The organism is Devosia sp. Root105 (assembly GCF_001424865.1).
Classification (GTDB): Bacteria; Pseudomonadota; Alphaproteobacteria; order Rhizobiales; family Devosiaceae; genus Devosia_A.
Genome location: NZ_LMCR01000012.1, coordinates 88,086 through 110,262 on the forward strand (window position 1 = coordinate 88,086; position 22,177 = coordinate 110,262).

19 protein-coding genes are annotated in these 22,177 nt (G+C 64.6%); 11 read left to right on the top strand and 8 right to left on the bottom strand.

Annotated features, from left to right (window positions below; translation table 11 throughout):
- Positions 1–10: 10 nt before the first annotated feature.
- Both accB and accC read left to right on the top strand, forming a co-directional pair.
- A complete protein-coding gene (gene accB / locus ASC68_RS09045) occupies positions 11–511 on the top strand; it encodes an acetyl-CoA carboxylase biotin carboxyl carrier protein (RefSeq protein WP_055878013.1) in 501 nt (166 codons plus the stop codon).
- Positions 512–518: 7 nt separating this feature from the next.
- Positions 519–1,865, top strand: a complete 1,347-nt coding sequence (accC, locus tag ASC68_RS09050) for an acetyl-CoA carboxylase biotin carboxylase subunit (protein WP_055878015.1) — start codon at positions 519–521, stop codon at positions 1,863–1,865.
- Between the two features lie 370 nt (positions 1,866–2,235).
- Here accC and ASC68_RS09055 read toward each other — a convergent pair whose 3' ends face one another.
- Entirely contained in the window at positions 2,236–3,177 is a 942-nt protein-coding gene (locus ASC68_RS09055; protein ID WP_055878017.1) for an alpha/beta hydrolase, read from the bottom strand.
- Between the two features lie 109 nt (positions 3,178–3,286).
- On the opposite strand from ASC68_RS09055, the gene aat reads away from it, so the two are divergent.
- On the top strand, positions 3,287–3,916 hold the full coding sequence (gene aat, locus ASC68_RS09060; protein ID WP_055878019.1) for a leucyl/phenylalanyl-tRNA--protein transferase: 630 nt from the start codon (positions 3,287–3,289) through the stop codon (positions 3,914–3,916).
- Positions 3,904–4,647: an APH(3') family aminoglycoside O-phosphotransferase gene (locus ASC68_RS09065; protein ID WP_055878021.1), complete on the top strand. Its 744-nt coding sequence runs from the start codon at positions 3,904–3,906 to the stop codon at positions 4,645–4,647. The genes aat and ASC68_RS09065 overlap by 13 nt, the downstream gene beginning before the upstream one ends.
- A 211-nt stretch (positions 4,648–4,858) precedes the next feature.
- On the opposite strand, the gene ASC68_RS09070 is transcribed toward ASC68_RS09065, so the two are convergent.
- Genes ASC68_RS09070 through ASC68_RS09085 form a run of 4 tightly spaced genes read right to left on the bottom strand, consistent with a single transcriptional unit; the run spans position 4,859 to position 7,032 of the window.
- Positions 4,859–5,644, bottom strand: a complete 786-nt coding sequence (locus ASC68_RS09070; protein ID WP_055878023.1) for an SDR family oxidoreductase — start codon at positions 5,642–5,644, stop codon at positions 4,859–4,861.
- Positions 5,645–5,647: 3 nt separating this feature from the next.
- Positions 5,648–6,139, bottom strand: coding sequence for a GyrI-like domain-containing protein (locus ASC68_RS28275; RefSeq protein WP_197421146.1), 492 nt, complete (start codon positions 6,137–6,139; stop codon positions 5,648–5,650).
- Complete coding sequence (locus ASC68_RS09080) at positions 6,114–6,701, bottom strand: SRPBCC domain-containing protein (protein WP_055878027.1); 588 nt, start codon at positions 6,699–6,701, stop codon at positions 6,114–6,116. Before ASC68_RS09080 ends, ASC68_RS28275 begins: the two co-directional genes overlap by 26 nt.
- Positions 6,685–7,032, bottom strand: a complete 348-nt coding sequence (locus tag ASC68_RS09085) for a metalloregulator ArsR/SmtB family transcription factor (protein ID WP_055878029.1) — start codon at positions 7,030–7,032, stop codon at positions 6,685–6,687. The genes ASC68_RS09080 and ASC68_RS09085 overlap by 17 nt, the downstream gene beginning before the upstream one ends.
- A 222-nt stretch (positions 7,033–7,254) precedes the next feature.
- On the opposite strand from ASC68_RS09085, the gene ASC68_RS09090 reads away from it, so the two are divergent.
- The 3 genes from ASC68_RS09090 to ASC68_RS09100 are packed head-to-tail and all read left to right on the top strand — an operon-like array spanning position 7,255 to position 10,237.
- Positions 7,255–8,100: a phytanoyl-CoA dioxygenase family protein gene (locus ASC68_RS09090; protein ID WP_055878031.1), complete on the top strand. Its 846-nt coding sequence runs from the start codon at positions 7,255–7,257 to the stop codon at positions 8,098–8,100.
- Positions 8,097–8,960, top strand: coding sequence for an AraC family transcriptional regulator (locus ASC68_RS09095; protein WP_055878032.1), 864 nt, complete (start codon positions 8,097–8,099; stop codon positions 8,958–8,960). Before ASC68_RS09090 ends, ASC68_RS09095 begins: the two co-directional genes overlap by 4 nt.
- Positions 8,957–10,237 carry an extracellular solute-binding protein gene (locus ASC68_RS09100; RefSeq protein ID WP_055878034.1) on the top strand — a complete coding sequence of 427 codons (1,281 nt, stop codon included), beginning with the start codon at positions 8,957–8,959 and terminating at the stop codon, positions 10,235–10,237. Before ASC68_RS09095 ends, ASC68_RS09100 begins: the two co-directional genes overlap by 4 nt.
- Before the next feature lie 292 nt (positions 10,238–10,529).
- On the opposite strand, the gene ASC68_RS09105 is transcribed toward ASC68_RS09100, so the two are convergent.
- The 3 genes from ASC68_RS09105 to ASC68_RS09115 all read right to left on the bottom strand — a co-directional run bounded on the left by ASC68_RS09105 (position 10,530) and on the right by ASC68_RS09115 (position 11,956).
- Positions 10,530–11,027, bottom strand: a complete 498-nt coding sequence (locus ASC68_RS09105) for a GyrI-like domain-containing protein (RefSeq protein WP_055878036.1) — start codon at positions 11,025–11,027, stop codon at positions 10,530–10,532.
- A gap of 78 nt (positions 11,028–11,105) precedes the next feature.
- On the bottom strand, positions 11,106–11,519 hold the full coding sequence (locus ASC68_RS09110; RefSeq protein ID WP_055879767.1) for a DUF2155 domain-containing protein: 414 nt from the start codon (positions 11,517–11,519) through the stop codon (positions 11,106–11,108).
- A 26-nt stretch (positions 11,520–11,545) separates the two neighbouring features.
- Positions 11,546–11,956, bottom strand: a complete 411-nt coding sequence (locus ASC68_RS09115) for an NADH:ubiquinone oxidoreductase subunit NDUFA12 (RefSeq protein WP_055879769.1) — start codon at positions 11,954–11,956, stop codon at positions 11,546–11,548.
- A gap of 704 nt (positions 11,957–12,660) precedes the next feature.
- Here ASC68_RS09115 and ASC68_RS09120 point away from each other — a divergent pair.
- The 4 genes from ASC68_RS09120 to ASC68_RS09135 all read left to right on the top strand — a co-directional run bounded on the left by ASC68_RS09120 (position 12,661) and on the right by ASC68_RS09135 (position 22,043).
- Positions 12,661–16,356 carry a vitamin B12-dependent ribonucleotide reductase gene (locus ASC68_RS09120; RefSeq protein WP_055878037.1) on the top strand — a complete coding sequence of 1,232 codons (3,696 nt, stop codon included), beginning with the start codon at positions 12,661–12,663 and terminating at the stop codon, positions 16,354–16,356.
- 29 nt (positions 16,357–16,385) lie between these two features.
- On the top strand, positions 16,386–18,119 hold the full coding sequence (locus tag ASC68_RS09125) for an SIR2 family protein (RefSeq protein ID WP_082528028.1): 1,734 nt from the start codon (positions 16,386–16,388) through the stop codon (positions 18,117–18,119).
- Between the two features lie 760 nt (positions 18,120–18,879).
- Complete coding sequence (locus ASC68_RS09130; protein WP_055878040.1) at positions 18,880–19,809, top strand: aldo/keto reductase; 930 nt, start codon at positions 18,880–18,882, stop codon at positions 19,807–19,809.
- A gap of 158 nt (positions 19,810–19,967) precedes the next feature.
- On the top strand, positions 19,968–22,043 hold the full coding sequence (locus ASC68_RS09135) for a mechanosensitive ion channel domain-containing protein (RefSeq protein WP_055878042.1): 2,076 nt from the start codon (positions 19,968–19,970) through the stop codon (positions 22,041–22,043).
- The last annotated feature ends 134 nt before the right edge of the window (positions 22,044–22,177 follow it).

The window sequence follows — 22,177 nt, forward strand, 5'->3', positions numbered from 1 at the left end:
GAGGCAGAATATGACCAAGGCGTCGTCCCCGAATACCGATCAGGAACTGATCGAGGCCATCGCCAAGCTGCTCAACGAGCAGAACCTTGCCGAGATCGAGATCGAACGCGACGACCTGCGCGTCCGCGTCACCCGCTCCTATGCCAGCCAGGCGGTGCAGCAGGTCGCTGTGCCGGCCTACGCGCCGGCTCCCGCGGCCTATGCCGCCGCAGCGCCGACGGCTCCGGCCGGCTCCGCGGCAGGCATCGCGCCCGCCAGCGACGACCTGAGCTCGAACCCGGGCACCCTGACCTCGCCGATGGTCGGCACGGCCTATCTCTCGCCCGAGCCGGGCAAGCCCGCCTTCGCCAGCATCGGCACCAAGGTGTCGGAAGGCCAGACCGTCCTCATCATCGAAGCGATGAAGACGATGAACCAGATCCCGGCGCATCGCTCGGGCACCGTCACCCGCATCCTCGTCGAAGACGCCTCGCCGGTCGAATACGGCCAGCCGCTCGTCGTGATCGAGTAAACCCAGGATGTTCCAGAAGGTCCTCATCGCCAACCGCGGCGAGATCGCGCTCCGCATCCTCAGGGCCTGCAAGGAGCTCGGCATTCAGACGGTGGCCGTCCATTCGACCGCCGACTCCAACGCCATGCATGTGCGCCTCGCCGACGAAAGCGTCTGCATCGGGCCGCCGCCGGCCAAGGACAGCTACCTCAATATCCCCTCGATCATGGCGGCCTGCGAGATCACCGGCGCCGACGCCGTGCATCCAGGCTATGGGTTCCTGTCGGAGAATGCGCGCTTTGCCCGCATCCTCTCGGAACACAAGATCACCTTCATCGGCCCCTCGTCGCACCATATCGAGATCATGGGCGACAAGATCACCGCCAAGAAGACGGCGGTGGAGCTCGGCATTCCGGTGGTCCCCGGCTCGGTAGGCGAAGTGAAGACCGAGACCGAGGCCAAGCAGACCGCAGCCGAGATCGGCTACCCGGTGCTGATCAAGGCGACTGCCGGTGGTGGCGGGCGCGGCATGAAGGTTGCCGCGACCGAAGCCGACGTACTGATCGCCTGGTCGACGGCGCGGGCCGAGGCCAAGGCCGCCTTCGGCAATGAATCCGTCTATATGGAAAAGTACCTCGGCAAGCCCAGGCACATCGAAGTGCAGGTGCTCGGCGACGGCCAGGGCAACGCGGTGCACCTCGGCACCCGCGATTGCTCGCTGCAGCGCCGGCACCAGAAGGTGTGGGAAGAGGCTTCGGCGCCGACCGTCCCCGCCGACGAGCAGGCCGAGATCGGCGAAATCTGCGCCGCCGCGATGCGCAAGCTCAAATACTCGGGCGCCGGGACCATCGAGTTCCTGTACGAGGACGGCAAGTTCTACTTCATCGAGATGAACACCCGCCTGCAGGTGGAGCACCCGGTGACCGAGCGGATCACCGGCGTCGACATCGTCTACGAACAGATCCGCGTCGCCTCGGGCGAAAAGCTCAGCCTGGCGCAGAAGGACGTCCAGTTCACCGGCCACGCTATCGAAGTGCGCATCAACGCCGAGGACCCGCAGACCTTTGCGCCCTCGCCCGGCAAGATCCAGTTCTACCATCCTGCCGGTGGGGTCGGGGTGCGTGTCGACAGTGCAGTGTACCAGGGCTACTCGATCCCGCCCTACTATGACTCGCTGATCGGCAAACTGATCGTCTATGGCCGCACCCGCGCCGAATGCCTGCAGCGCCTGCGCCGCGCGGTGGACGAGTTCGTGGTCGATGGGGTGAAGACCACCCTGCCCCTGTTCCAGCGGCTGATCAAGGAACCGGACATCATCGCCGGCAACTACGACATCCACTGGCTGGAAAAGTTCCTCAAGGACAACAAGGCCTGACAGTCAGGCGATGGCACGTCCCCAAGTTCGATGCATCCCCGCGAAAGCGGGGATGTTCTTTTTGGATGCCTCGGTGCGGACCACGCGGCTGCAACGGGCACCGGTTCGCCTTCTCCCGCAAGGGGAGAAGGCAATCGCCGCGCTGCCCCGGGGCCCCTGACTCGTTAACGAAATCTGAACGAGCACTCCAGCGTCGGTTCAGCCGTGGGGTGGCATGGATCGCCATCCTAAGGAGATCGTGCCATGCCGCACATGATCGATTACCTCGACGCCCTCGTCCTGATGCTGCCGGTCGTGCTTGCCGCGATCAGCCTGCCGCTGCTGGTGCGGCTGGTGATCCGCTGAGCCCGGAGCGTTTCAACGAAACGCTCTAGCTTCCGAGACTCTTCAGAAACCCACCCATCTCGGCGCGATAGCGCGCGGGGCTTTCCTTGAACGACAGCAGGTGGTTGGCTTTCGTCTGGAGGAACGTGGTCGGCTCCTGCCGCGCCGCGATCAGGCGCTTGCTGATGGTGATCGGCACCAGCGCGTCGGCGGTACCGTGGGCGAGAAACACCGGGCCGGGGAATTTTGCCACTGCGTCGAGGCTGATCGCCTCGTTGAGCCGGGCTTTCCGATAGGTGTCGAAAGCGATGATGCCGGCGCGCGCCAGGGTGCGGGCCAGCGGGATCATCCGCGCGCCGATCTTGTCGGCGGCCACCTCGGTGAAATCGAGCGCCGGGGCATCGAGCGCCAGGGCGACCACCCTGTCGGTTTCGGCGGAGTGCTTGAGGAACTGCCCGACGATACCGCCACCCATCGAATCCGCGGCGAGGATGATGCTCGGAGCGCCACGCTCCGATATCCAGCGCACCGCCGCATCGAGGTCACGCCACTCCTCGACGCCAAAACTGTAGATGGCATTCTCCGGTGACGGCGCGCCCTTGTCATTGCGATAGGTGATCAGCAGCGTCGGGATGCCGGCCTCATTGAGGATCGACAGCTGCCGGTAGCCGTTCTCGCGGATGCCGCCGATGCCGTGCACGTAGATCGCCCAGGGACCGTCCATATTGGCGGCCGGCACGAACCAGGCCTCGGCCGCGCCAAGTTCGGTCGTATAGCTCACCGTCTCGAACGGCAGCCCCAACGCGGTCAGCGGGTCGCCGCGATAGCCGAGCTCGTAGGGGTCGGTTGGCGGGTTGGGGTTATTGGCGCCGCTCCAGTCGACCCCGCCGGGGGTTAAGAGGTGGTTCATCAGCATGGAGGTGCCGACACCGCCCGCGGCGACGAACAGGACTGCGAAGGTAACGATCGCGATGAGGATGCGCCGCACTCACTTGTTCATCTGACTACCACGGTGTCAGGGATATCGCGTGCGTTTGCGGCGGTTGCAAGCCCGCTTTGGCGTTGTTTCGTCGACCGGCCAGGCCCATATTCGGTCCATGAGCAAGAAGCCCGATCCGTTCGCCATCGATTTGACGCCCGAGCTGATCATCCGGGCCTACCAGGCGGGCATTTTCCCGATGGCGGAGGATGCGGATTCGCCGGACCTGTTCTGGGTCAGCCCGCAGAAGCGTGGCGTCATCCCGCTCGACGACTTCCACATCTCGAAAAGCCTGAGGAAGACGCTGCGCACCCACCCCTTTGAGGTGAAGGTCGATACCGATTTCGCCGGCACCATAGAGGGTTGCGCCACGGCGGGGGTCGACCGCGAGTCGACCTGGATCAACCCCGAGATTCGCCGCCTCTATGGCGCGCTGTTCGAGCGCGGCATCGTCCACACCGTCGAGGTGTGGGATGGGGCTGCGCTGGTCGGCGGGCTCTACGGGGTATCGCTGGGCGCGGCGTTCTTCGGCGAGTCGATGTTTCATCGCAAGACCGACTGCTCGAAGATCGCCATGGCACATCTGCTCGAGCGGCTGGTGGCCGGCGGCTATCACCTGCTCGACACGCAGTTCGTCACCGATCACCTTCGCACCTTCGGCGGCATCGAGATCCCGCGCGAGGATTATGAGGCGCGCCTCGCCGAGGCGCTGCGGCACCAGGGTGATTTCTTCGCATGCGACCACTAGACCTGCCGCCCGGCTGGGTGTGCAACATCGACCTCGTGCCGCAGACCATCGGCGAATCCGGCGCGTGGGTGTATCGGGCCGGAACCGCGCATTTCATCAAGTCCGAGCCGATCTCGCCGCTGGCCGAGCTGCCGGGCGAAATCGAGCGGCTGCGCTGGCTGCATGATACCGGGCTGCCCTGCCCCGCGGTGATCGACGCGGCCGACCATGGCGGCCGGCACTGGCTGCTGATGACGGCGATGCCCGGGCATGACCTGGCGTCCACCTCAGAGGTGACGGCCGAGACGGCTGTCCGGCTGGTCGCCGAAGCGCTGCGGCAGTTGCACCGGCTCGATCCCGCGAGCTGCCCGTTCGATCATCGCGCCAGCATCCGCGTTGCCGCTGCGTCGGCGCGCTACCATGCCGGGCTCTATGACGGCGACGACCCCGACCAGGGCCCGGCGGACTATGCCCGGCTCATCGCCGGCGTCCCGACAGCCGAGGACCTCGTCGTCACCCATGGCGACGCCTGCTTTCCCAACTTCATGGCTGAGGATGGGCACTTTACCGGCTTCATCGATTGCGGCCGGCTGGGCGTAGCCGACCGTTACCAGGACCTGGCGCTGGCCTGCCGCAGCCTCGATTGGAACTATGGGGCGGCCTCGATCCCGGCGTTCCTCGCGGCCTATGGCATTGCGGAGCCGGACCGGGCGAAGCTCGAGTGGTACACGCTGCTGGATGAGTTTTTCTGAGCGGTTGGGCGGTGCCGAGCAACTCCATTCCTTCTCCCCTCAGGGGAGAAGGTGGCCGAAGGCCGGTTGAGGGGTGAAGCGGCGCAACGAGCGCTCGCTGAGAAGCTGAACCCCTCACCCGAGTTACGCTACGGACCTAAAGGTCCGGGCTGCACTACCCTCTCCCCTGAGGGGAGAGGGGGGCTCGCTCCGTGACGCATCGCAACTAACGTTAATCCACCTGCGCTCCGCCAGTGGCATTCGCCACCGTCGCCGTCATGGAAGCCGCGAGGTCCGAGGACAGCAGCACTGCGACATCGGCGATCTGGGCCAGCGGCGTCAGTTGGCGGAGTGGTGTGCGCTCGCCGGCCCGGCGTTCGGCTTCCTCGAGGGTGATCCCCTCCTCCCTGGCGTGCAGCAGGAACGCCTCCCGCACGCCTGGCGCGTCGGGCGAACCGGGCGAGCGGACGCAGACGCAGCGCACGCCGGCAGGACCGTTCTCGACCGCGAGGTGGCGGAGGAAGTGTTCGATGGCGCCCATCGCCACGCCGAAGCCGCCCATGATGTCATAGGCCTCGCGGGCGGCATTCGCCGAAATGCCGACGATGACGCCGCCGCCATTGGCCGCCATGTGACGGGCATTGGCCGTGCCGGTGGAGAACCAGGTCTTCATTCCGGTAACGATCGGGGCGATGAACTTGTCGCGCGGCATATCGATGAGTTTCTGGCCCTGGGTGTCGTCAACCGCCACGGCATTGAACATCACCTTCACCCGACCGGCCTTGGCGACAATCGCCTGGAGGTGCGCCTCGACCGCATCGTGGTCGGTCGCATCGACCGGAGCGACCTCGGCCCTGCCGCGGGCTGCGGCAATCTCAGCCGCTACAGCTTCAAGCCGCTCGCGGTTGCGCGCAGCGAGGAACACCCGCGCGCCCTCCCGGGCATAGGCTTTGGCGACGGCGCCGCCGACTGCGCCGGAGGCGCCATAAACGATGGCCGTCCGACCCTTAAGCAGCATGGCTCAATCCCTGATCTTGATGGCGACGGTGGTTTCCCACTTGTCCGGGTCGGGCTCTTCGTCCGGACTGTTGGGATAGATTTCGAGCCGCGCGGCGAAATGATCGCCATCGCTGCCGGCGATCGCATCCCACGCCAGGCCCTTTTCCTTGGCCCAACCAATGAGGATGGCGTTCACATCCATCAGGTTGTCGTAGTGCCCCCAATAGGTGGTCTGGGCGTAGCGGCCGGCCGGCAGCGTGCCGCCGATCAGTTGGCCGTCGCTCGCCACCGGAGCGCCTACAGGCACGCCGAACTCGATTTCGAGATCGGGCATATTGACGATGTTGTACTTGAAGAATGCCGGCCCAACCGGTTGCAGGGATTTGGCTTTTACGGCGGAAAACATGGCATCCATGGTCGGCCCTATCACTTCGCCGAAGGGAATCGTCACCCGTTTGCGGATGGCGACATAGGGTTGAGCCGTCCGCTCAACGATCGTTGGTAGAGTGAGCATTGTCATCCTCCCGCTTGCTCTCCACGGCCCGGCGCCGCGCCGCGACGATATCCTCGGCGACGCCATCGCTGCGCGGCCGGCCCTTGGGGCTCCAGTCGTCGTCGATGAACTGCGCCACATAGCGGTCGAACACATCGAAGCCGCTCTTCCAGCCCCAGCCATGCCCATCGCGCTCCTCGACGCTGATGAACGGGGTCTGGCGGAAATACATGCGGGTCTTGCCGTGCTCGTCGACGAAATCCATCGTCACCACGGTCTCGAACCCGTCATACTCGTTGATGTAGCTGAAGCTGAGCCGGCGCGGCTCGACGATCTCGAGATACTCGCCGCGGATCCAGTGGGCGTGTCCCGGGCCGTTGCTCATGCAGCGCCGCCACCTGCCGCCGACACGGAAATCGATGTCGCAGTTGAGGAGCGCATAGCCCTCCGGCCCGTGCCAGCGCACCATGTGCTCTGGCTCCTTGAACATCAGCCAGACCAGGGCCCGTGGCGCGTCGAACAGCCGGTCGAACTCCAGCACCAGGGCTGCCTGTTCGGCCGTGACGCTATTGCTTTGGGCCATTGGGGTTCCCCTTCTGAAGTTCGGCGAGGTACGCATCCATGCGCGCGAAATTCTGGTCCCAGTGCCGGCGATAGCGCTCGACCCAGTTGGCCAGCTCCGCCAGCGGCGCCGCGTTGAGCTGCACCGGGCGCCATTGTGCATGCCGGGTGCGCGCCACGAGGCCGGCCTGCTCCAGCACCTTCAAATGGCGGGAGATGGCCGGCATCGAAATGTCGAACGGCGCGGTCAGCTCGCTCACCGACGCCTCCCCCTGGCTCAGCCGCTGCAAGATCGCCCGCCGCGTTGGGTCGGCGAGCGCGGACAGAGTGAGGCTGAGGGCATCGGTGACCATATTTTGCACGCGTGTTAAATAACACGATTGTTAAATACCGGGTAGCGCATCGAGTCAAGTCCTGGGCCAAGTCTTGGGCCAGGCCGCGTCCGCCGCGTCGTCACAATGCGCGAAAAGTGCACAACTTCGCTGACTTCGTAGCCTTGGATCGGCTGCGGTTTGGCGTGACTATCGCTAGCAACGAGAGCCGAAGGCGAGCTCCGGAGAGTGGGATCACGGACGATGCTGCAATTCGACCAGGAACAGGGCGGGACCTACCAGGACGGGCTCTACGACCCGGAATCGAGTGCCCCGCGCGTGAATATCGCCACGGCGTTGACCGCGGCATCGCGCCAGCATTATCGCGAGCATGGCTGGCTATCGGTGGAAGGGCTGCTGGATGCAGGCGAATTGGCCAGCGCCAAAGCCGCGATCGACGACCTGATCGAGGGTCGGGTGCCGCTGTTCTCCGGCGTGTCTTACGAAAAAGGATACAAGGAACTCATCGATACGATGACGGCGGCCGAGCGCTATGACGCCGTGCGCAAGCTCTACGATTTCGTGCCGCACGAGGAGCGGCTGGCCGGGATCGCGCTGGGCGAGCGGATCGGCGCGATCTGCCGGCACCTGCTCGAGCGCGACGTGCGGCTGTTCCAGGATATGGCGCTGCTGAAGCCGCCGCGCGGCGGCCGCGAAAAACCCTGGCACCAGGACCATGCGTTTTTCGACTATCCGCTGGGCACCCGCATCGTGGGTGTGTGGATCGCGGTCGACGAGGCCACCATCGCCAATGGCTGCATGCAGGTGCTGGATGGCGGGCACAAGCTTGGGCCCATCCACCACTTCCGGCGCCGCGACTGGCAGATCTGCGATACCGACATCGCGGGACGCAAGTCCGTAGCCTTCCCGCTGCGCCCGGGCGACGGCATGTTCTTCGATGGCCTGTTGCCGCATGGCACGCCATCGAACAACTCGGCGCAGCGGCGCCGAGCGCTGCAGTTCCACTACATGGACCAGAAGGCGCAACCGAGCGATCAGGTGGAGCGACTGGCCATATTCGGCGGTGAAGGCGCCGGAGCAACCTGTTGAACGAGAGGGCCGCCAGAGCATCGGAGACCGGCGAGCCGGGCGTCGAACTGCGCGCGCCGGTGGGGCGGATCCGGTGCGATCCGGGCTGGTCGTTCGTCTCCGATCCGGCCAAGCACGACAATTATCGCATCTGGCTGATCTGGGCTGGGGAAGGCGAACTGGTGACATCAGGCGGTGAGCACATTGCCCTGCTGCCCGGGGTAACGTGCGTGATGCGGCCGGACGGTATCTACCGGGCGCAGCACAACCCAGCCAATCCGCTGGGCGTCACCTTTCTCAACTACGCCTATGAGGCAGGCGACGCCCCCCTGCCCCCGGTCTGGTGCTGGACGCCCGACTTCCTGTTCATCGATGCGGTGACCCGCAAGGTCGTGCAGCTGCATGCGGCGGAGCTGGCGGGCCTCGCCGCCAATGGCCGGCGCAGCGCCATGCTGCTGCGGGCGGTGCTCGACGAACTGCAGGGCGCGGCGCTGCAGCTGCAGCCCGGAGACGTGCCGAGCTCGCGGCTCGACCGCGACGTGATCGAGCTGGCCAACAAGGTGCTCGAAATGCCCGCCGAGCACGACGATGTCTCCGAGCTCGCCGGAGCGGTGTTTCGCAGCCGCTCGCATTTCACCCGCACGTTCCGGCGCATCTATGGGGTGAGCCCGGCGAGCTTCGTCAAATCCACCAAGCTGTTGAAGGCGCGCAACCTGTTGCAGACCACCTCGATGAGCATCGGGGAGATCTGCTCGATCCTGGGCTATTCGACGACCCAGTACTTTTCGCGCCAGTACAAATCCTACTTCGCGACGACGCCCGGGGAGGACCGGCGCCGCGCGCAACACAACACGCAAACAAACGAGGAGGAGACGATATGACCACACGTCGCAGAACCGTGCTGCAGGGCGCCCTGGCGCTGCTGGGAGCAGCAGCGCTGGCGCCGGCCGCGCGGGCGCAGTCGGACGGCGTCCGCGCCATCTTCTGGGGCGGCCAGGCGCGCGCCGAACGAACCTTCGCGGTGTTCGACCTGTTCCAGAAGAAGTTCGGCACCGCACCGGTGGCCAGCGAGTTCATGGGGTTCAACGACTACTGGACCAAGGTCGCGACGCAGACCGCCGGCGGCAACGCGCCCGACCTGATCCAGATGGATTACCGCTACATCGTCGAATACGCCCAGCGCGGCGCGCTGACGCCGCTCGACGACTACCTCGGCAAGACGCTCGATCTCGGCGATTTCGATGCCGACCAGATCGAGGCCGGGCGGGTCGACGGCAAACTCTACGGCGTGAGCATGGGCGCCGGCGGCTTCTGCCTGCAGGTCAATGCCAGCGCCTTCGAACGCGCCGGCCTGCCGGTGCCCGGGGCGACCACCACCTATGCCGACCTCGCGGGGATGGTCGGCGATTTCAACGCTGCCAATGCCGGGATGCGCATGCTGCCCGATGGATCGGGCAACGAGCCGGCGCTGGAGAACTGGCTGCGACAGCGCGGCAAGGCGCTCTATACCCCCACAGGTGAGCTGGCCTTCGACACGGCTGATGCGGCCGAGTGGTTTACCCTCTGGGCCGACCTCCGCAGCAAAGAGGCGTGCGTGACCGCCGAGGAGCAGGCGATTTCGACGGGCACCATCGACACCAGCATGCTGGTGACCGGGCGCGCCGCCAGCGGCTTTACCGGGGTCAACGAACTGATCGCCTACCAGGCGCTGGTCAAGGACAAGCTGGCCGTCAGCAACATGCCGCTGGCGATGGCAGGCGGCAAAGGCGGGCAATACCGCAAGCCGACGATGATGTGGACCTTGGCAGCGACCTCCGGGGTCAAGGACGAGGCGGTCGAGCTGATCAACTTCTTCGTGCGCGATCTCGAAGCGGCGAGCCTGCTTGGCCTCGAGCGCGGCATCCCGAGTTCGGCGGCCTCACGCGACCATATCGTCGATGGCCTCAACGACCTCGAGCGGCAGACCCTCGATTTCTTCGCCAATCTGGGCGAGCTGCTTGGACCAATCCCGCCGCCGCCGCCAGCCGCGGCGGGCGAGATCAGCCTGTCGCTGCTGGGCACGTTGAGCCAGGAGATCGGCTTTGGCGCCAAAGCGCCGGAGGACGCCGCCGCGCAACTGGTGAGCGGCGCAAAAGACATCCTCGCCCGGGCAGGATAACTCCGGCCGGCCGGTTCCTCTCCCGGGCCGGCCGGTACTTTTCTCGGATTAGAGCATTCACTATGAGGCGCCCGGCCCAAGGGTTGGGCTCGGTACCGGCCCTACCACCGGCTGTCATCCCAGCGAAAGCTGGTACCCATCTACCCACTTGCGCCGCGGCGCGTTGGCTTTCGCTGGGATGACATCGTAGGTGGGGTGATGCCAGTGGGTCAGCTCGACCACCGTGTGCCATACCACCCACCTGCGATCACTCACTGACTCTGCCGGTGGTTCAACTCATCCATGAAGGGCACTAGCGGCCCAGCCGGAACGCTACCTCGGTTTCCCACTTCTGCGGGTCGGGTTCGTCGGCCGGGTCGGTGGCATAGATTTCCAGCAGGGCCGCGTCGTATTCGCCGGGGGCGTCTTCCGGCATCGGATGCGGGATACCTTGCTTCCCGAGCCACTCGCCGAGTGCGACGTTGGCCTCATAGAGCCCGTCATAAGGTCCGGTGTGGATCAGCGTCGCAAAGCGGCCGGCCGGGATGGTGCCGGTCCTCACCCTCGAATCGCCGGCGAGCAGCGTTGCGGTGGGGAAGCCGACCTCTATCACCATCGGCCCGTCCTCCGGCATTTCGAGATAGCTGAAGAATGGCGCGCCTACCGGGGCGGCGCCTTGCGCAGCCAGCCAGCCGGCCACCTCGCCGATCAGCGGCGGCGCCTTGCTTGGGATTTCGCCGCGGTCGAGGCTGATGCGGATCGCCGCAAACGGCTGGTCGGGGCGGCTAACGATCTCAGGGGTGCTGAGCATTTTGGGCTCCTCTCGTCGGGACGGGAGGAGCTAAGCGCAAGAGGCAGGCGCCTGACTTGATCGTGGTTGCGGTGGTGGTTAGCCGCCCGTGCCTGCGTCAGCCGATGGCGGCGGAACATCTGAGCTCTGCTTACAGTCGAGCAGCCAGATATCGTAGACCGCGTGGTCGATGGCGTTGAGCGCCGGGCTGTCGGCGAACATCCAGCCGGTGAAGATGCGGTCGATCGAGCCCTTGAGGCTCACCTGGTCGACCTCGACGAACACACTGGTGCGCTGCGTCTCGGTGGGTGGCCGGGTGTAGCAGGCGCGCGGGGTGATCTGCAGCGCCCCGAACTGCACCGTCTCATCGATATAGACATCGAACGTGGTGATGCGGCCGGTGATCTTGTCGAGCCCGGAGAACTGGGCGACCGGATTGGCGATCGTTTCGGCCAGCACAGGCGTCGCCAGCGCAAGGCTGGCGAGAACGACGGCAACTGCCTTGCGGACCATCTGCATGGGCTGGACGATGGTCGGGATTATTCTGGAGACCACGCGTCGTAATCGCCGGTAACGCGCGGGCGCTCGCCCTTGCTGAGCAGGCTGCCATCCGGGCGATAGGCCGCGGCGGTGCCGGTGAGGTTGGGCTGGTGCGGCAGTTGCCAGGAACGGGCGGTGTAATCCTGCTCGGTCGGCGGGGTGTTGGTGCGGTAGTGCATCCAGCCATACCAGCCGGGCGGGATGGTGGTGGGCTCGGCATAGCCGCCGGCATAGATCACCATGCGGCGCTCGTAGCCGTTGGGGCCGGGCTTCGAACCCTTCTTGGAGCGGTAGTAGCGGTTGCCGGTCTCGTCTTCGCCGACAAACTCGCCCTGCGTGGCGATCCAGAGGCGCGTGCCCCAGGTGTTGCCCCGCCACCAGGCCAGGATCTCGATCAGGAAGTCCTTCATGCCGCCGTTCGCCATACCGTCTGAACCCGTCTCAGAAGCCGTTCGCGCGGGACAAATCGCCCGCCATTTCTGCCTGTGGCTCTAACATGCCGGGGCGCACCCGCCTAGCATAAAGGCGAGCCTGCCCTGCCCTCTACCTATGGTGTGCCGACCCACCAGAGGGCGCTGTGTATGGTCGTCGATTTGTGACGGAAATAATGCGCTTGACAGGATTCGCACCGAAAACTGCCCCTCACTTAGCCCGGCCGGTTCATCTTCAAGCGGTGCTCAAAGGTGGCGAAAGAGTGGCCGATTTCCCGTGGTTTAGCGCCGATTCCACCAGCGGTTCGCGAGGGTGCGGTACCGAAAATTGACCCTCTTACGCGTCGAATCGGGGTTGGAACTTTTCCCCGTAATCCACATATGAGATACTGGATTTAGCCGTTGGATCCGAGCAATGCCACTAGCAGTTGTATGTTGTGATCATGCCTCGGCATTGACCGACTCGAAGCATCGGACGCATCCTTTCGGGGTTGCGCCGGGCTTGTTCAGACGGCACGACGGACGACCGGGACCACGCGGCGGCGACAGTTCGCCGAAGGTCCCAAACGGGGCTCCTAGGCCGTTTTTCACGGTCAGTTAGACAGCGTCATACAAAGAGGCAGAAGCCGTCCTTGGCGGCTCGCGGGCTTTCCTGTCCGCTTTATTGGGGAATATATAGACAAATGCGCATCGAACGTCGGTTCACGAAAGCCAATGACAGCGCCTATGCGGGGATCGAATTCCGCTCGGTGACGAGCGAGATCAAGAACCCCGACGGCTCGATCGTGTTCAAGCTCGAGGGCATGCAGGTCCCCTCGACCTGGTCGCAGGTGGCTGCCGACATCATCGCGCAGAAATATTTCCGCAAGGCCGGCGTCGCCAAGATCCTGAAGCGCGTCGAAGAGAACGACGTGCCGAGCTGGCTGTGGCGTTCGGTTCCCGACGAGAAGGCGCTGGCCAAGCTCCCCGAAGCGGAGCGCTATGGTTCGGAAACCGACAGCCGCCAGGTGTTCGAGCGTCTCGCCGGCACCTGGACCTACTGGGGCTGGAAGGGCAAGTACTTCGCCAGCGAGGAAGATGCGCGCGCCTTCTTCGACGAGCTCTGCTTCATGCTGGCCACGCAGCGGGTTGCCCCCAATTCCCCGCAGTGGTTCAACACGGGCCTCCACTGGGCCTATGGCATCGACGGCCCCGGCCAGGGTCACTTCTATGTCGACCCCTTCACCGGCAAGCTGACCTCGTCCAAATCCGCCTACGAGCATCCGCAGCCGCATGCCTGCTTCATCCAGTCGGTGACCGACGACCTCGTCAACGAGGGCGGCATCATGGACCTGTGGGTGCGCGAGGCGCGCCTGTTCAAATATGGCTCGGGCACCGGCTCGAACTTTTCCAAGCTCCGCGGCGAGGGTGAGAAGCTCTCCGGCGGCGGCAGGTCCTCGGGCCTTATGTCGTTCCTCAAGATCGGCGACCGCGCTGCCGGCGCCATCAAGTCGGGCGGCACCACCCGCCGCGCCGCCAAGATGGTGGTGATCGATATCGATCACCCCGATATCGAGGATTACATCAACTGGAAGGTGAAGGAGGAGCAGAAGGTCGCGGCGCTCGTCACCGGCTCCAAGGTGGTGTCGAAGGCGCTCAAGGCCATCATGAAGGCCGCGGTGAACTGCGAAGGCACCGGCGACGATTGCTTCGACGTCAACAAGAACCCGGCGCTGAAGCGCGAAGTGAAGGCGGCGAAGAAGGCGCTCGTTCCCGAGAACTACATCCAGCGCGTCATCCAGTTCGCCCGCCAGGGCTACACCGACATCGACTTCCCGGTTTACGACACCGACTGGGATAGCGAAGCCTACCTCACCGTATCAGGGCAGAACTCGAACAATTCCGTCCGCGTCACCGACGATTTCCTCAAGGCCGTCGAGACCGATGGGACGTGGGACCTGTTGAGCCGCACCAAGGCCGGCAAGGTGACCAAGACCGTCAAGGCGCGCGACCTGTGGGAACAGATCGGCTACGCCGCCTGGGCTTCGGCCGATCCGGGCATCCATTTCCACACCACCATCAACGAGTGGCACACGAGCCCCGAGGCCGGCGAGATCGTCGCTTCGAACCCCTGCTCGGAATACATGTTCCTCGATGACACGGCGTGTAACCTCGCCTCGGTGAACCTGCTCCCCTATCGCAACGCCGACTCGTCGTTCGATGTCGCGGCGTTCGAGCACACCACCCGCCTCTGGACCGTGGTCCTCGAGGTTTCGGTGATGATGGCGCAGTTCCCGTCCAAGGCGATCGCCGAGCGCTCGTTCATCTACCGCACGCTGGGCATCGGCTACGCCAATATCGGCGGCCTGCTGATGACCTCAGGCATTCCCTATGACTCGGCCCAGGGCCGCGCCATTGCCGGCGCCATCACCGCCGTGATGACCGGCGTTTCCTATGCGACCTCGGCCGAAATGGCCGGCGAACTCGGCCCGTTCCAGGATTATCCGCGCAACTCCAAGCACATGCTGCGCGTCATCCGGAACCACCGGACCGCTGCCTACGGCAAGACCGACGGCTATGAGGGCCTCTCGATCAACCCGGTGGCGCTCGACCACGCCTCGATCGGCGACGATACGCTCTCGACCCGCGCCAAGGCGGTGTGGGACGATGCGCTGACGCTGGGCGAGAAGCACGGCTACCGCAATGCGCAGGTCTCGGTGATTGCCCCGACCGGCACCATCGGCCTCGTCATGGATTGCGACACCACCGGTATAGAGCCCGACTTCGCCCTGGTGAAGTTCAAGAAGCTGGCTGGTGGCGGCTACTTCAAGATCATCAACAACGCGGTGCCGCCGGCGCTGCGCACGCTGGGCTATTCCGAGGCGCAGATCGCCGAGATCGAGGCTTATGCCGTCGGCCACGGCAACCTGAACCAGGCGCCGGGCATCAACCCCTCAACGCTGCGCAGCAAGGGCTTCACCGACGAGAAGATCGCCGCGCTCAACGCCGCGACCAAGTCGGCCTTCGACATCAAGTTCATCTTCAACCAGTGGACCCTTGGCGCTGATTTCCTGAAGAGCCTCGGCGTCACCGACGCCCAGCTCGGCGACATGACGTTCGACCTCCTCGCCTTCCTGGGGTTCTCCAAGAAGGACATCGAGGCCGCCAACATCCATGTCTGCGGCTCGATGACGCTGGAAGGCGCGCCCTTCCTCAGGGACGAACACCTGCCGGTGTTCGATTGCGCCAACCCCTGCGGCAAGACCGGCAAGCGCTTCCTGTCGGTCGAGAGCCACATCCTGATGATGGCGGCGGCGCAGCCGTTCATTTCGGGCGCTATCTCCAAGACCATCAACATGCCGAACGACGCGACCGTCGCCGACGCCAAGGAGGCCTACCAGCTCAGCTGGCGCCTGGCGCTCAAGGCCAACGCGCTCTATCGCGATGGCTCGAAGCTCAGCCAGCCGCTCAATTCCTCGCTGGTCGCCGATGAGGACGACGAGGAAGAAGATGCGGTCGAGCTGCTGAACGCCGCCAACCAGATGGCGCGCGTGCCGCAGATCACCGAGAAGATCGTCGAACGCATCATCGAGCGCGTCAGCCGTGAGCGTGAGAAGCTGCCGAACCGCCGCAAGGGCTATACCCAGAAGGCCAATATCGGCGGCCACAAGGTGTATCTGCGCACCGGCGAGTTCGATGACGGGCGGCTGGGTGAAATCTTCATCGACATGCACAAGGAAGGCGCTGCCTTCCGCGCCATGATGAACAACTTCGCCATCTCGATCTCGCTCGGCCTGCAGTATGGCGTGCCGCTCGACGAGTATGTCGAGGCCTTCACCTTCACCCGGTTCGAACCGGCGGGCATGGTGATGGGCAACGATCGGATCAAGAACGCCACCTCGATCCTCGACTACATCTTCCGCGAGCTTGCCGTCTCCTATCTCGACCGCGAGGATCTGGCGCATGTCCACGCCGACAGCCCGACGGCGCTGTCGCAGAGCGGCGAAGGCCAGCGCCCTGCCCCGATCCCGGCGCAGAACCTGGTTTCTCGTGGGATGACACGAGGAAAGGTGAAGGACCAGAACCTGATGCTGGTCTCCGGCGGCCTCACCGCCGCCCAGGCCTATAACCCCGTCGCCTCGATGCAGACCTCAACCGTCACGGCGCTGAAGGCCGCAACGGCGTTGAAGATCGAGACCAGTCCGACCGTGCTCAACGAGGCCGAGTTGAACCCGATCCCGAGCCCGCCGACCCAGCAGGACGCTGGGCAGCTCCGCGCCCAGGCGCTGATGCAGGGCTATACGGGGGACCAGTGCAGCAACTGTAACTCGATGCGGATGAAGGTGTCGGGCCACTGCATGGTCTGTGAGGATTGCGGGACGACGACTGGGTGTAGCTGAGGTAGAAGCTACTGCAGCGGTAGCGCAGAATGCCCGAGATTCCACCACTGGATGCTCTGGCTCTATCGATGCATCATGGCGGGGGTGCGTATGCACTCCTGCTTGGCTCAGGCTTGTCGCGAAGCGCTGGCATACCGACGGGGTGGGAGATCACTCTGGAGTTGATCCGTCGCCTGGGGACGCTGGAGTCACCATCGGACGTCTCGGATCCAGCGAAGTGGTACAAGACAAAGTACGGGTCCGAACCCTCCTATTCCGAGGTCCTTGATGCCTTGGGTAGCACTGCCGCGGAGAGAAGAAGCATCATTGCTTCGTTTATCGAACCCGCGGAAGGCGACCAGTTGCGTCGGCCAACAAAGGCCCACGATGCGGTCGCACAGTTGGTCGCCAGCGGCAAAGTCAGGGTCATCATCACGACCAACTTCGACCGCCTCATTGAGACCGCTCTACGCAACGCGCGTATCGAGCCGACGATAATCTCCAGCGATGACGCCTTAGCCGGCGCGGTTCCGCTAGTCCACTCAACCTGCACCGTCGTAAAGGTGCACGGCGACTATTTGGACGCCCGGATCAAGAACACAGAGACGGAGCTATCTAGTTACTCCGAGCAAATGGACGGCTTCCTACAGACCATATTCGACCAGTTCGGGCTTGTGGTCGCCGGTTGGTCGAGCGATTGGGATGCTGCGCTGCGAAACGCGCTACTTCGGTCTCCGACACGCAGATACCCCATTTTTTGGGCGTCTCGTGGCGAGCCGTCAACGTCAGCACGTGACCTAATCGAGCACCGTGGCGCACGTGTCGTTGAGATTACCGACGCGGACTCATTCTCCTCTCGGTTGGTTGACGCAACAACGTCCCTGGAGAGGTACGATCGTCCGCACCCCAGTTCGGTATCTGTCTCGACGGCACTCGCAAAGAAGTACTCGCGGGATGATACCTTCGAGTTGGAGTGGACTGAACTCCTTTCAGAGGAAGTTGCCGCACTGCGAGCATTCGTCGACGAGCAGTGGCCAACGGATACGCCTGCTGCTCCCTCCTTCAATGCTCTCCTCGGTAAGATTGCGGCACAGACTGAAAAGCTTCGCCGGATGATGCTTATCTGTGGCCGGTGGGGTACCCCGCAAGCTCTCAAAGCAGCGGCTGAAGCAATTCGGTCGCTTAGCTATGTCACCGACTCGCAGTCCGGCTATGTCGTCTGGGTAGCCCTCAGGGAACTGCCTGCGATCATCAGCTTCTATTGGCTATTGGCTGGTACACTAGCACGCGGCGACCTGGAACGCGCAAAGGACATAATGCACTTCCGCCTCCAGGACGGAAAGACAAGTCGCCACTTCGTGCTCGCTCTAAATTTGGTGCTTGAGCAAGACGTATGGAAATGGCTGGAAGGGCACGAGAGGAAGTATTATCCACAAAGTGAATTTGCTGAGCCGCTCTTCACGTCAGATGCCGCCGTCATTGCGCTCCCAAACCAAGCCGCCAGCCGACTATATGCGGACGTTGAGCACTTAGTTGCTCTTGAGTTCTCGCATCTGCGACTCCAGGAGATGACAAACAGCGGTATCTGGTATTGGGCGCCAGGTGGAATATTCCTGTGGCGAACAGAGAACAACCGCATGTTCGCGAACCTGTTCCAAGACGGCTACGAACTTCTCACGACCGCGGGACTACTTGGAGGATCCTCTTCTACTGCTGAGGCGGCTGTCGAGGCCTACCGTGACTTCCGAAAGCAAGGGCACATGCACGGCGGCCTTCGCTTCTAGACCGGCCCCCGCCGCCTGACTACCTATGAGCGTTGCGTGTCACTGCTCCAGAAACGCTGTGGCGACCACGGTGCATCGGCGACTGGATCAGGTTCTAACGAGGTTGGTGAGGATGGAGGGCTTGCCGGTCCGGCTGGGGCCGTCGCTGCCCATCCGACCCTGCCCCCTCACCGAACTTATCCCCGCCCCTTCCACCCCGTGCCATCCTCCCCTCGTCCGCTGCACCGAAGCGAGATCAGGACGAGTGGTTGGTTGCGGTAGAGGTTGGGTGGGCTGGCGGTCGTGCCGGCCCAGACCCAAGTTGCAGCCGATTGTGCCGTAGCCCTGTCAGGCCGCAGTCGCGCCAGAAGACGTCGCCACGGCCGGGGAGACCATCCCCCCGGTCCAGCGGTCATCTCCCACGGGGAGAGGAACTGCCTGCTCGGAAACGTCCGGAATGGCGACACACCGCGGATCTGGCCCGGGGGATAAGGCGCCGGGTCGGGCGGATGGCGCTGGGGAATCCCCCGGATCCGCGGCTATGAAGCCCAAAACCCCGATTGGCCGGCGAGACGTGAACCTAATATTTTCCTGCGGACTACCCGCGAGGGCAAACGCCTCTCCGGTCCTTCGCTTCGTTCTCATCCTCCGGGCCCAGGGCCTCCGGACGCATCGCTCGTCCCGTTCTGGCGCGACCCACGACGAGCGTCGTATTGCCGACGCCACCCACCGGCTTGTGATACACAGCGTCTCCCCCCATCCGCCAGCGCAGGCTCCCGCCATGAAGACCTTCACCGTTCCCCATACCGACGTCACCGTGTCGAGCGTTGTGCTGGGCCTGATGCGTATCGCCAAGATGAGCGACGCCGAGGTTCGCGCGCTGTTCGACGCAGCAGTCGACGTGGGCGTCACCATGATGGACCACGCCGATATCTATGGCGGCGCGCCGCATGTCTGCGAGGCGCGGTTCGGCGACGCCCTGAAACTTTCGGCGTCCGACCGGGCGAAGATCCAGATCCAGAGCAAGGTCGGCATTCGCCGCGGCTATTTCGACTTTTCCTCCGAGCACATCCTGCAATCGGTTGATGGCTCGCTGAAGGCGCTCCGTACCGACTATCTCGACGTGCTGCTGCTGCACCGCCCCGACACGCTGGTCGAACCCGACGATGTGGCGAAGGCCTTCGACACGCTCCACGCCAGCGGCAAAGTTCGCCATTTCGGCGTGTCGAACCACACGCCGGGCCAGATCGAGCTGCTGAAGTCGGCGGTAAAGCAGCCGCTGCTGTTCAACCAGCTGCAGCTCTCGATCGCCCACGCCAACCTCTTCGCCCAAGGCGTCGCCGCCAACATGGGTGGGCTCGAGCAGTCGGTCTCCCGCGATATCGGGCTGCTCGACTATTCGCGCCTCAAGGGCATGACGCTCCAGGCCTGGTCGCCGGTGCAGAAAGGCTTCTTCGAGGGCGTGTTCATCGGCGACCGCGAGCACTATGCCGAGCTCAACGACGTGATGGATGAGCTGGCCAGGAAATACGCCATCACCCCCATGGGCATCGCCATCGCCTGGATCACCCGGCACCCGGCCAACCTGCAAGTCGTCCTCGGCACCACCAAGCCCGGGCGCGTCCGCGAGAGCGCCGCCGGCTCGGACATCACTCTCACGCGCGAAGAATGGTACCGCCTGTTCCGCGCCGCCGGGCACACCCTCCCCTAACCAGCACCGGGCGCGGAGCTTTGGATGCTCGACGGCCACCGCGATCTCATCGGGTCGCTTGAGCGGCACGATGCCGCCAACTTGTTTGTCTAATCGCAAAGCACATTGCCTTTCGATTCCAAGGATCTGCGTGGATCCGGACCAAGCGAGACCCACCCGTGAAGCAGCTGATTGCCGTTCTCTTTGTCATGCTGTCGATCGGCAGTGCCTATGCCCAGCAGGCCAAACCGGCTCCGCCAACATCCTCAGACGCGGTCGATCGGCTCATCGTCGTGCTGGAGGATCCGGTGCTGCGGGAGCAGTTACTCGAGCATCTGCGGTCCGCTCCTACCGACCCAGCGACGCCAGCAGCCGGCGCCGAGGAGACCGACAGCGGCGGTAGCACCGGCCTAGTCGGAACCCTGTACCGCTGGTCCGACGAGCTCGTCACCTCGCTGCCCACCGCGACCTTCGGCGTGCCGATCGACCGGAAGCTGGCGCAGGCCGGGACGCAGATCGGGAGCCGGGTGCAGAGTGGGGTCAGTAGCGGGCAATTGCTGCAGTTCCTGCTCTGGGCCCTGCCCGGCCTGGCGATCGTGGCCGGCATCGGCATTGGACTGCGCCGGGTTGGGCGCGGGTTGGTGTCGCCGACGAAGCCGGTGCGGAAGCGGAAGCTGGCGATGGGGTTGATGCTGAAGGTGGTGCTGGCGGCGGCGGCGCTGTTCGTGGTTGCGGTGCTGGTGAGCTTCTTGCCGGTGCCGAAGGTGGCGAGCACCAGTTTCACCAGCCTCGCGGTCGGCATCCTCCTCGCCATGCTGACGGCGGATCTTGCGACCTCGGCGCTTTCGGGTTTCGGCAGCGTGCGCAGCGTGCGGCTGATCCGCTATGGCCAGCGCCGGTTCTACCCGTGGTGGTTGGCGGTCGCGAGCTTTGCGACTTTTGCGGCGCTCAGCGCCGACCCGTCGCTGCGGCAGGTGCTCGGCTGGTCGGCGGCCGACTTTGCCGGGCTGATCCTCAACTGCATTGCGGCGCTCACCATGCTGGGGTTCATCTCGCGCCACCGAATTGCTCTAGGCCGGCTGATCTTCGGCGCCGCCGCCCGTGCCCCGGACTCCGACAACCCGCTCCGCAACGCCACCCGGCGCCTGGCGCGACACTGGCACCTCATCGCCTATGGCTTTCTGATCCTCAGCATTTTCAGCCTCCTGGCGGGGCAGCGCGACAATGATGTACTGAGCCAGATGCTGTGGTCGTTCGCCGTGGTGCTGGTCGGCATGGTGACCATCGCCGGGCTGCACCGGCTCACCACCTCAACGCCGCCGCGCTATCGCTATCAAAGGCATACCTTGCGCCAGATCGTGGCCGGCAAGATTCTGAAACTGTTGCGGGTGGCCGCCGACGCGCTGACGCTTTTCGCCATGGCCATCACCATTGCCGGCGTCTGGGGCTTCAATATCTGGGGCTGGCTGACCACCGATGGCCGCGTCATCGTCGGACCGTTGCTGGCCGCGGCGACGGTTGTCGCGGTGGCCTGGCTGATCTGGGTGACGCTCGATGCCTGGATCGCCACGACCCTGGCGCCCGACAAGGGCACGCGCCCGGGAGCGCAGCGCTCGAGCCGGCTGCAGACGCTGTTGCCGCTGATGCGCAATGGCGTGCTGATCCTCCTGGTGGTGCTGGGCGGCATTGCGGTGCTGGCCAATATCGGGGTCGACGTGACGCCGCTGATCGCCGGCGCCGGGGTGTTCGGTCTCGCCCTGAGCTTTGGCTCGCAGCAGCTGGTGCAGGATGTGATCACCGGCTTCTTCATCCTCGCCGAGGACACCATTGCCGTCGGCGACACCATCAGCACCGGCGATCGCACCGGGGTGGTCGAGAGCCTGTCGCTGCGCAGCATGCGGCTGCGCGACAGCGATGGGGCGCTGCACTCGATTCCCTTCTCGACCGTCAAGGCGCTGAAGAACAGTTCGCGGAATTTTGGCGTGCTCCGCCCGCGCTTCACCGTGCCGAGCGGCACCGATCCGCTGGCCGTAATCGACGAGATGCGGACGGCGGCCACCGAGCTCAGGGCTGACCCGAAGTTCGCCAAAGCCATTACCAGCGATATGCATGACCTCGGGATCGACGAGATCAATGCCGGATCGGTGGTGGTGAGCGGCTCGCTCCGCACCAGTCCGGTCCGCCAGCCGGAAATCGCCCGGGCCTTCAACGGCCGGATGCTGGCCGGGCTCGCCGAGAAGGGGATCCGGCTCTGACGCCAGGACCGCGTACTGCGTGCCGCCCGCGATCGCCGCGTCGGCCAAATGGCGGGGCCGCGTCGCCAACCTTGCGCGGATGTAAGGCGGCGGACAGGGCAGTGTAAGCGCGCGAACCTACGATCCTTTCGGCC

Coding starts and splice junctions, on each gene's coding strand:
- ASC68_RS09120 (WP_055878037.1), top strand. CDS start 12,661: ATGCGCATCGAACGTCGGTTCACGAAAGCCAATGACAGCGCCTATGCG.
- ASC68_RS09130 (WP_055878040.1), top strand. CDS start 18,880: ATGAAGACCTTCACCGTTCCCCATACCGACGTCACCGTGTCGAGCGTT.
- ASC68_RS09085 (WP_055878029.1), bottom strand. CDS start 7,032: ATGGTCACCGATGCCCTCAGCCTCACTCTGTCCGCGCTCGCCGACCCA.
- ASC68_RS09125 (WP_082528028.1), top strand. CDS start 16,386: ATGCCCGAGATTCCACCACTGGATGCTCTGGCTCTATCGATGCATCAT.
- accC (WP_055878015.1), top strand. CDS start 519: ATGTTCCAGAAGGTCCTCATCGCCAACCGCGGCGAGATCGCGCTCCGC.
- ASC68_RS09070 (WP_055878023.1), bottom strand. CDS start 5,644: ATGCTGCTTAAGGGTCGGACGGCCATCGTTTATGGCGCCTCCGGCGCA.
- ASC68_RS09100 (WP_055878034.1), top strand. CDS start 8,957: ATGACCACACGTCGCAGAACCGTGCTGCAGGGCGCCCTGGCGCTGCTG.
- ASC68_RS28275 (WP_197421146.1), bottom strand. CDS start 6,139: ATGCTCACTCTACCAACGATCGTTGAGCGGACGGCTCAACCCTATGTC.
- ASC68_RS09065 (WP_055878021.1), top strand. CDS start 3,904: ATGCGACCACTAGACCTGCCGCCCGGCTGGGTGTGCAACATCGACCTC.
- ASC68_RS09110 (WP_055879767.1), bottom strand. CDS start 11,519: ATGGTCCGCAAGGCAGTTGCCGTCGTTCTCGCCAGCCTTGCGCTGGCG.
- ASC68_RS09115 (WP_055879769.1), bottom strand. CDS start 11,956: ATGAAGGACTTCCTGATCGAGATCCTGGCCTGGTGGCGGGGCAACACC.
- accB (WP_055878013.1), top strand. CDS start 11: ATGACCAAGGCGTCGTCCCCGAATACCGATCAGGAACTGATCGAGGCC.
- ASC68_RS09090 (WP_055878031.1), top strand. CDS start 7,255: ATGCTGCAATTCGACCAGGAACAGGGCGGGACCTACCAGGACGGGCTC.
- ASC68_RS09105 (WP_055878036.1), bottom strand. CDS start 11,027: ATGCTCAGCACCCCTGAGATCGTTAGCCGCCCCGACCAGCCGTTTGCG.
- ASC68_RS09080 (WP_055878027.1), bottom strand. CDS start 6,701: ATGGCCCAAAGCAATAGCGTCACGGCCGAACAGGCAGCCCTGGTGCTG.
- aat (WP_055878019.1), top strand. CDS start 3,287: ATGAGCAAGAAGCCCGATCCGTTCGCCATCGATTTGACGCCCGAGCTG.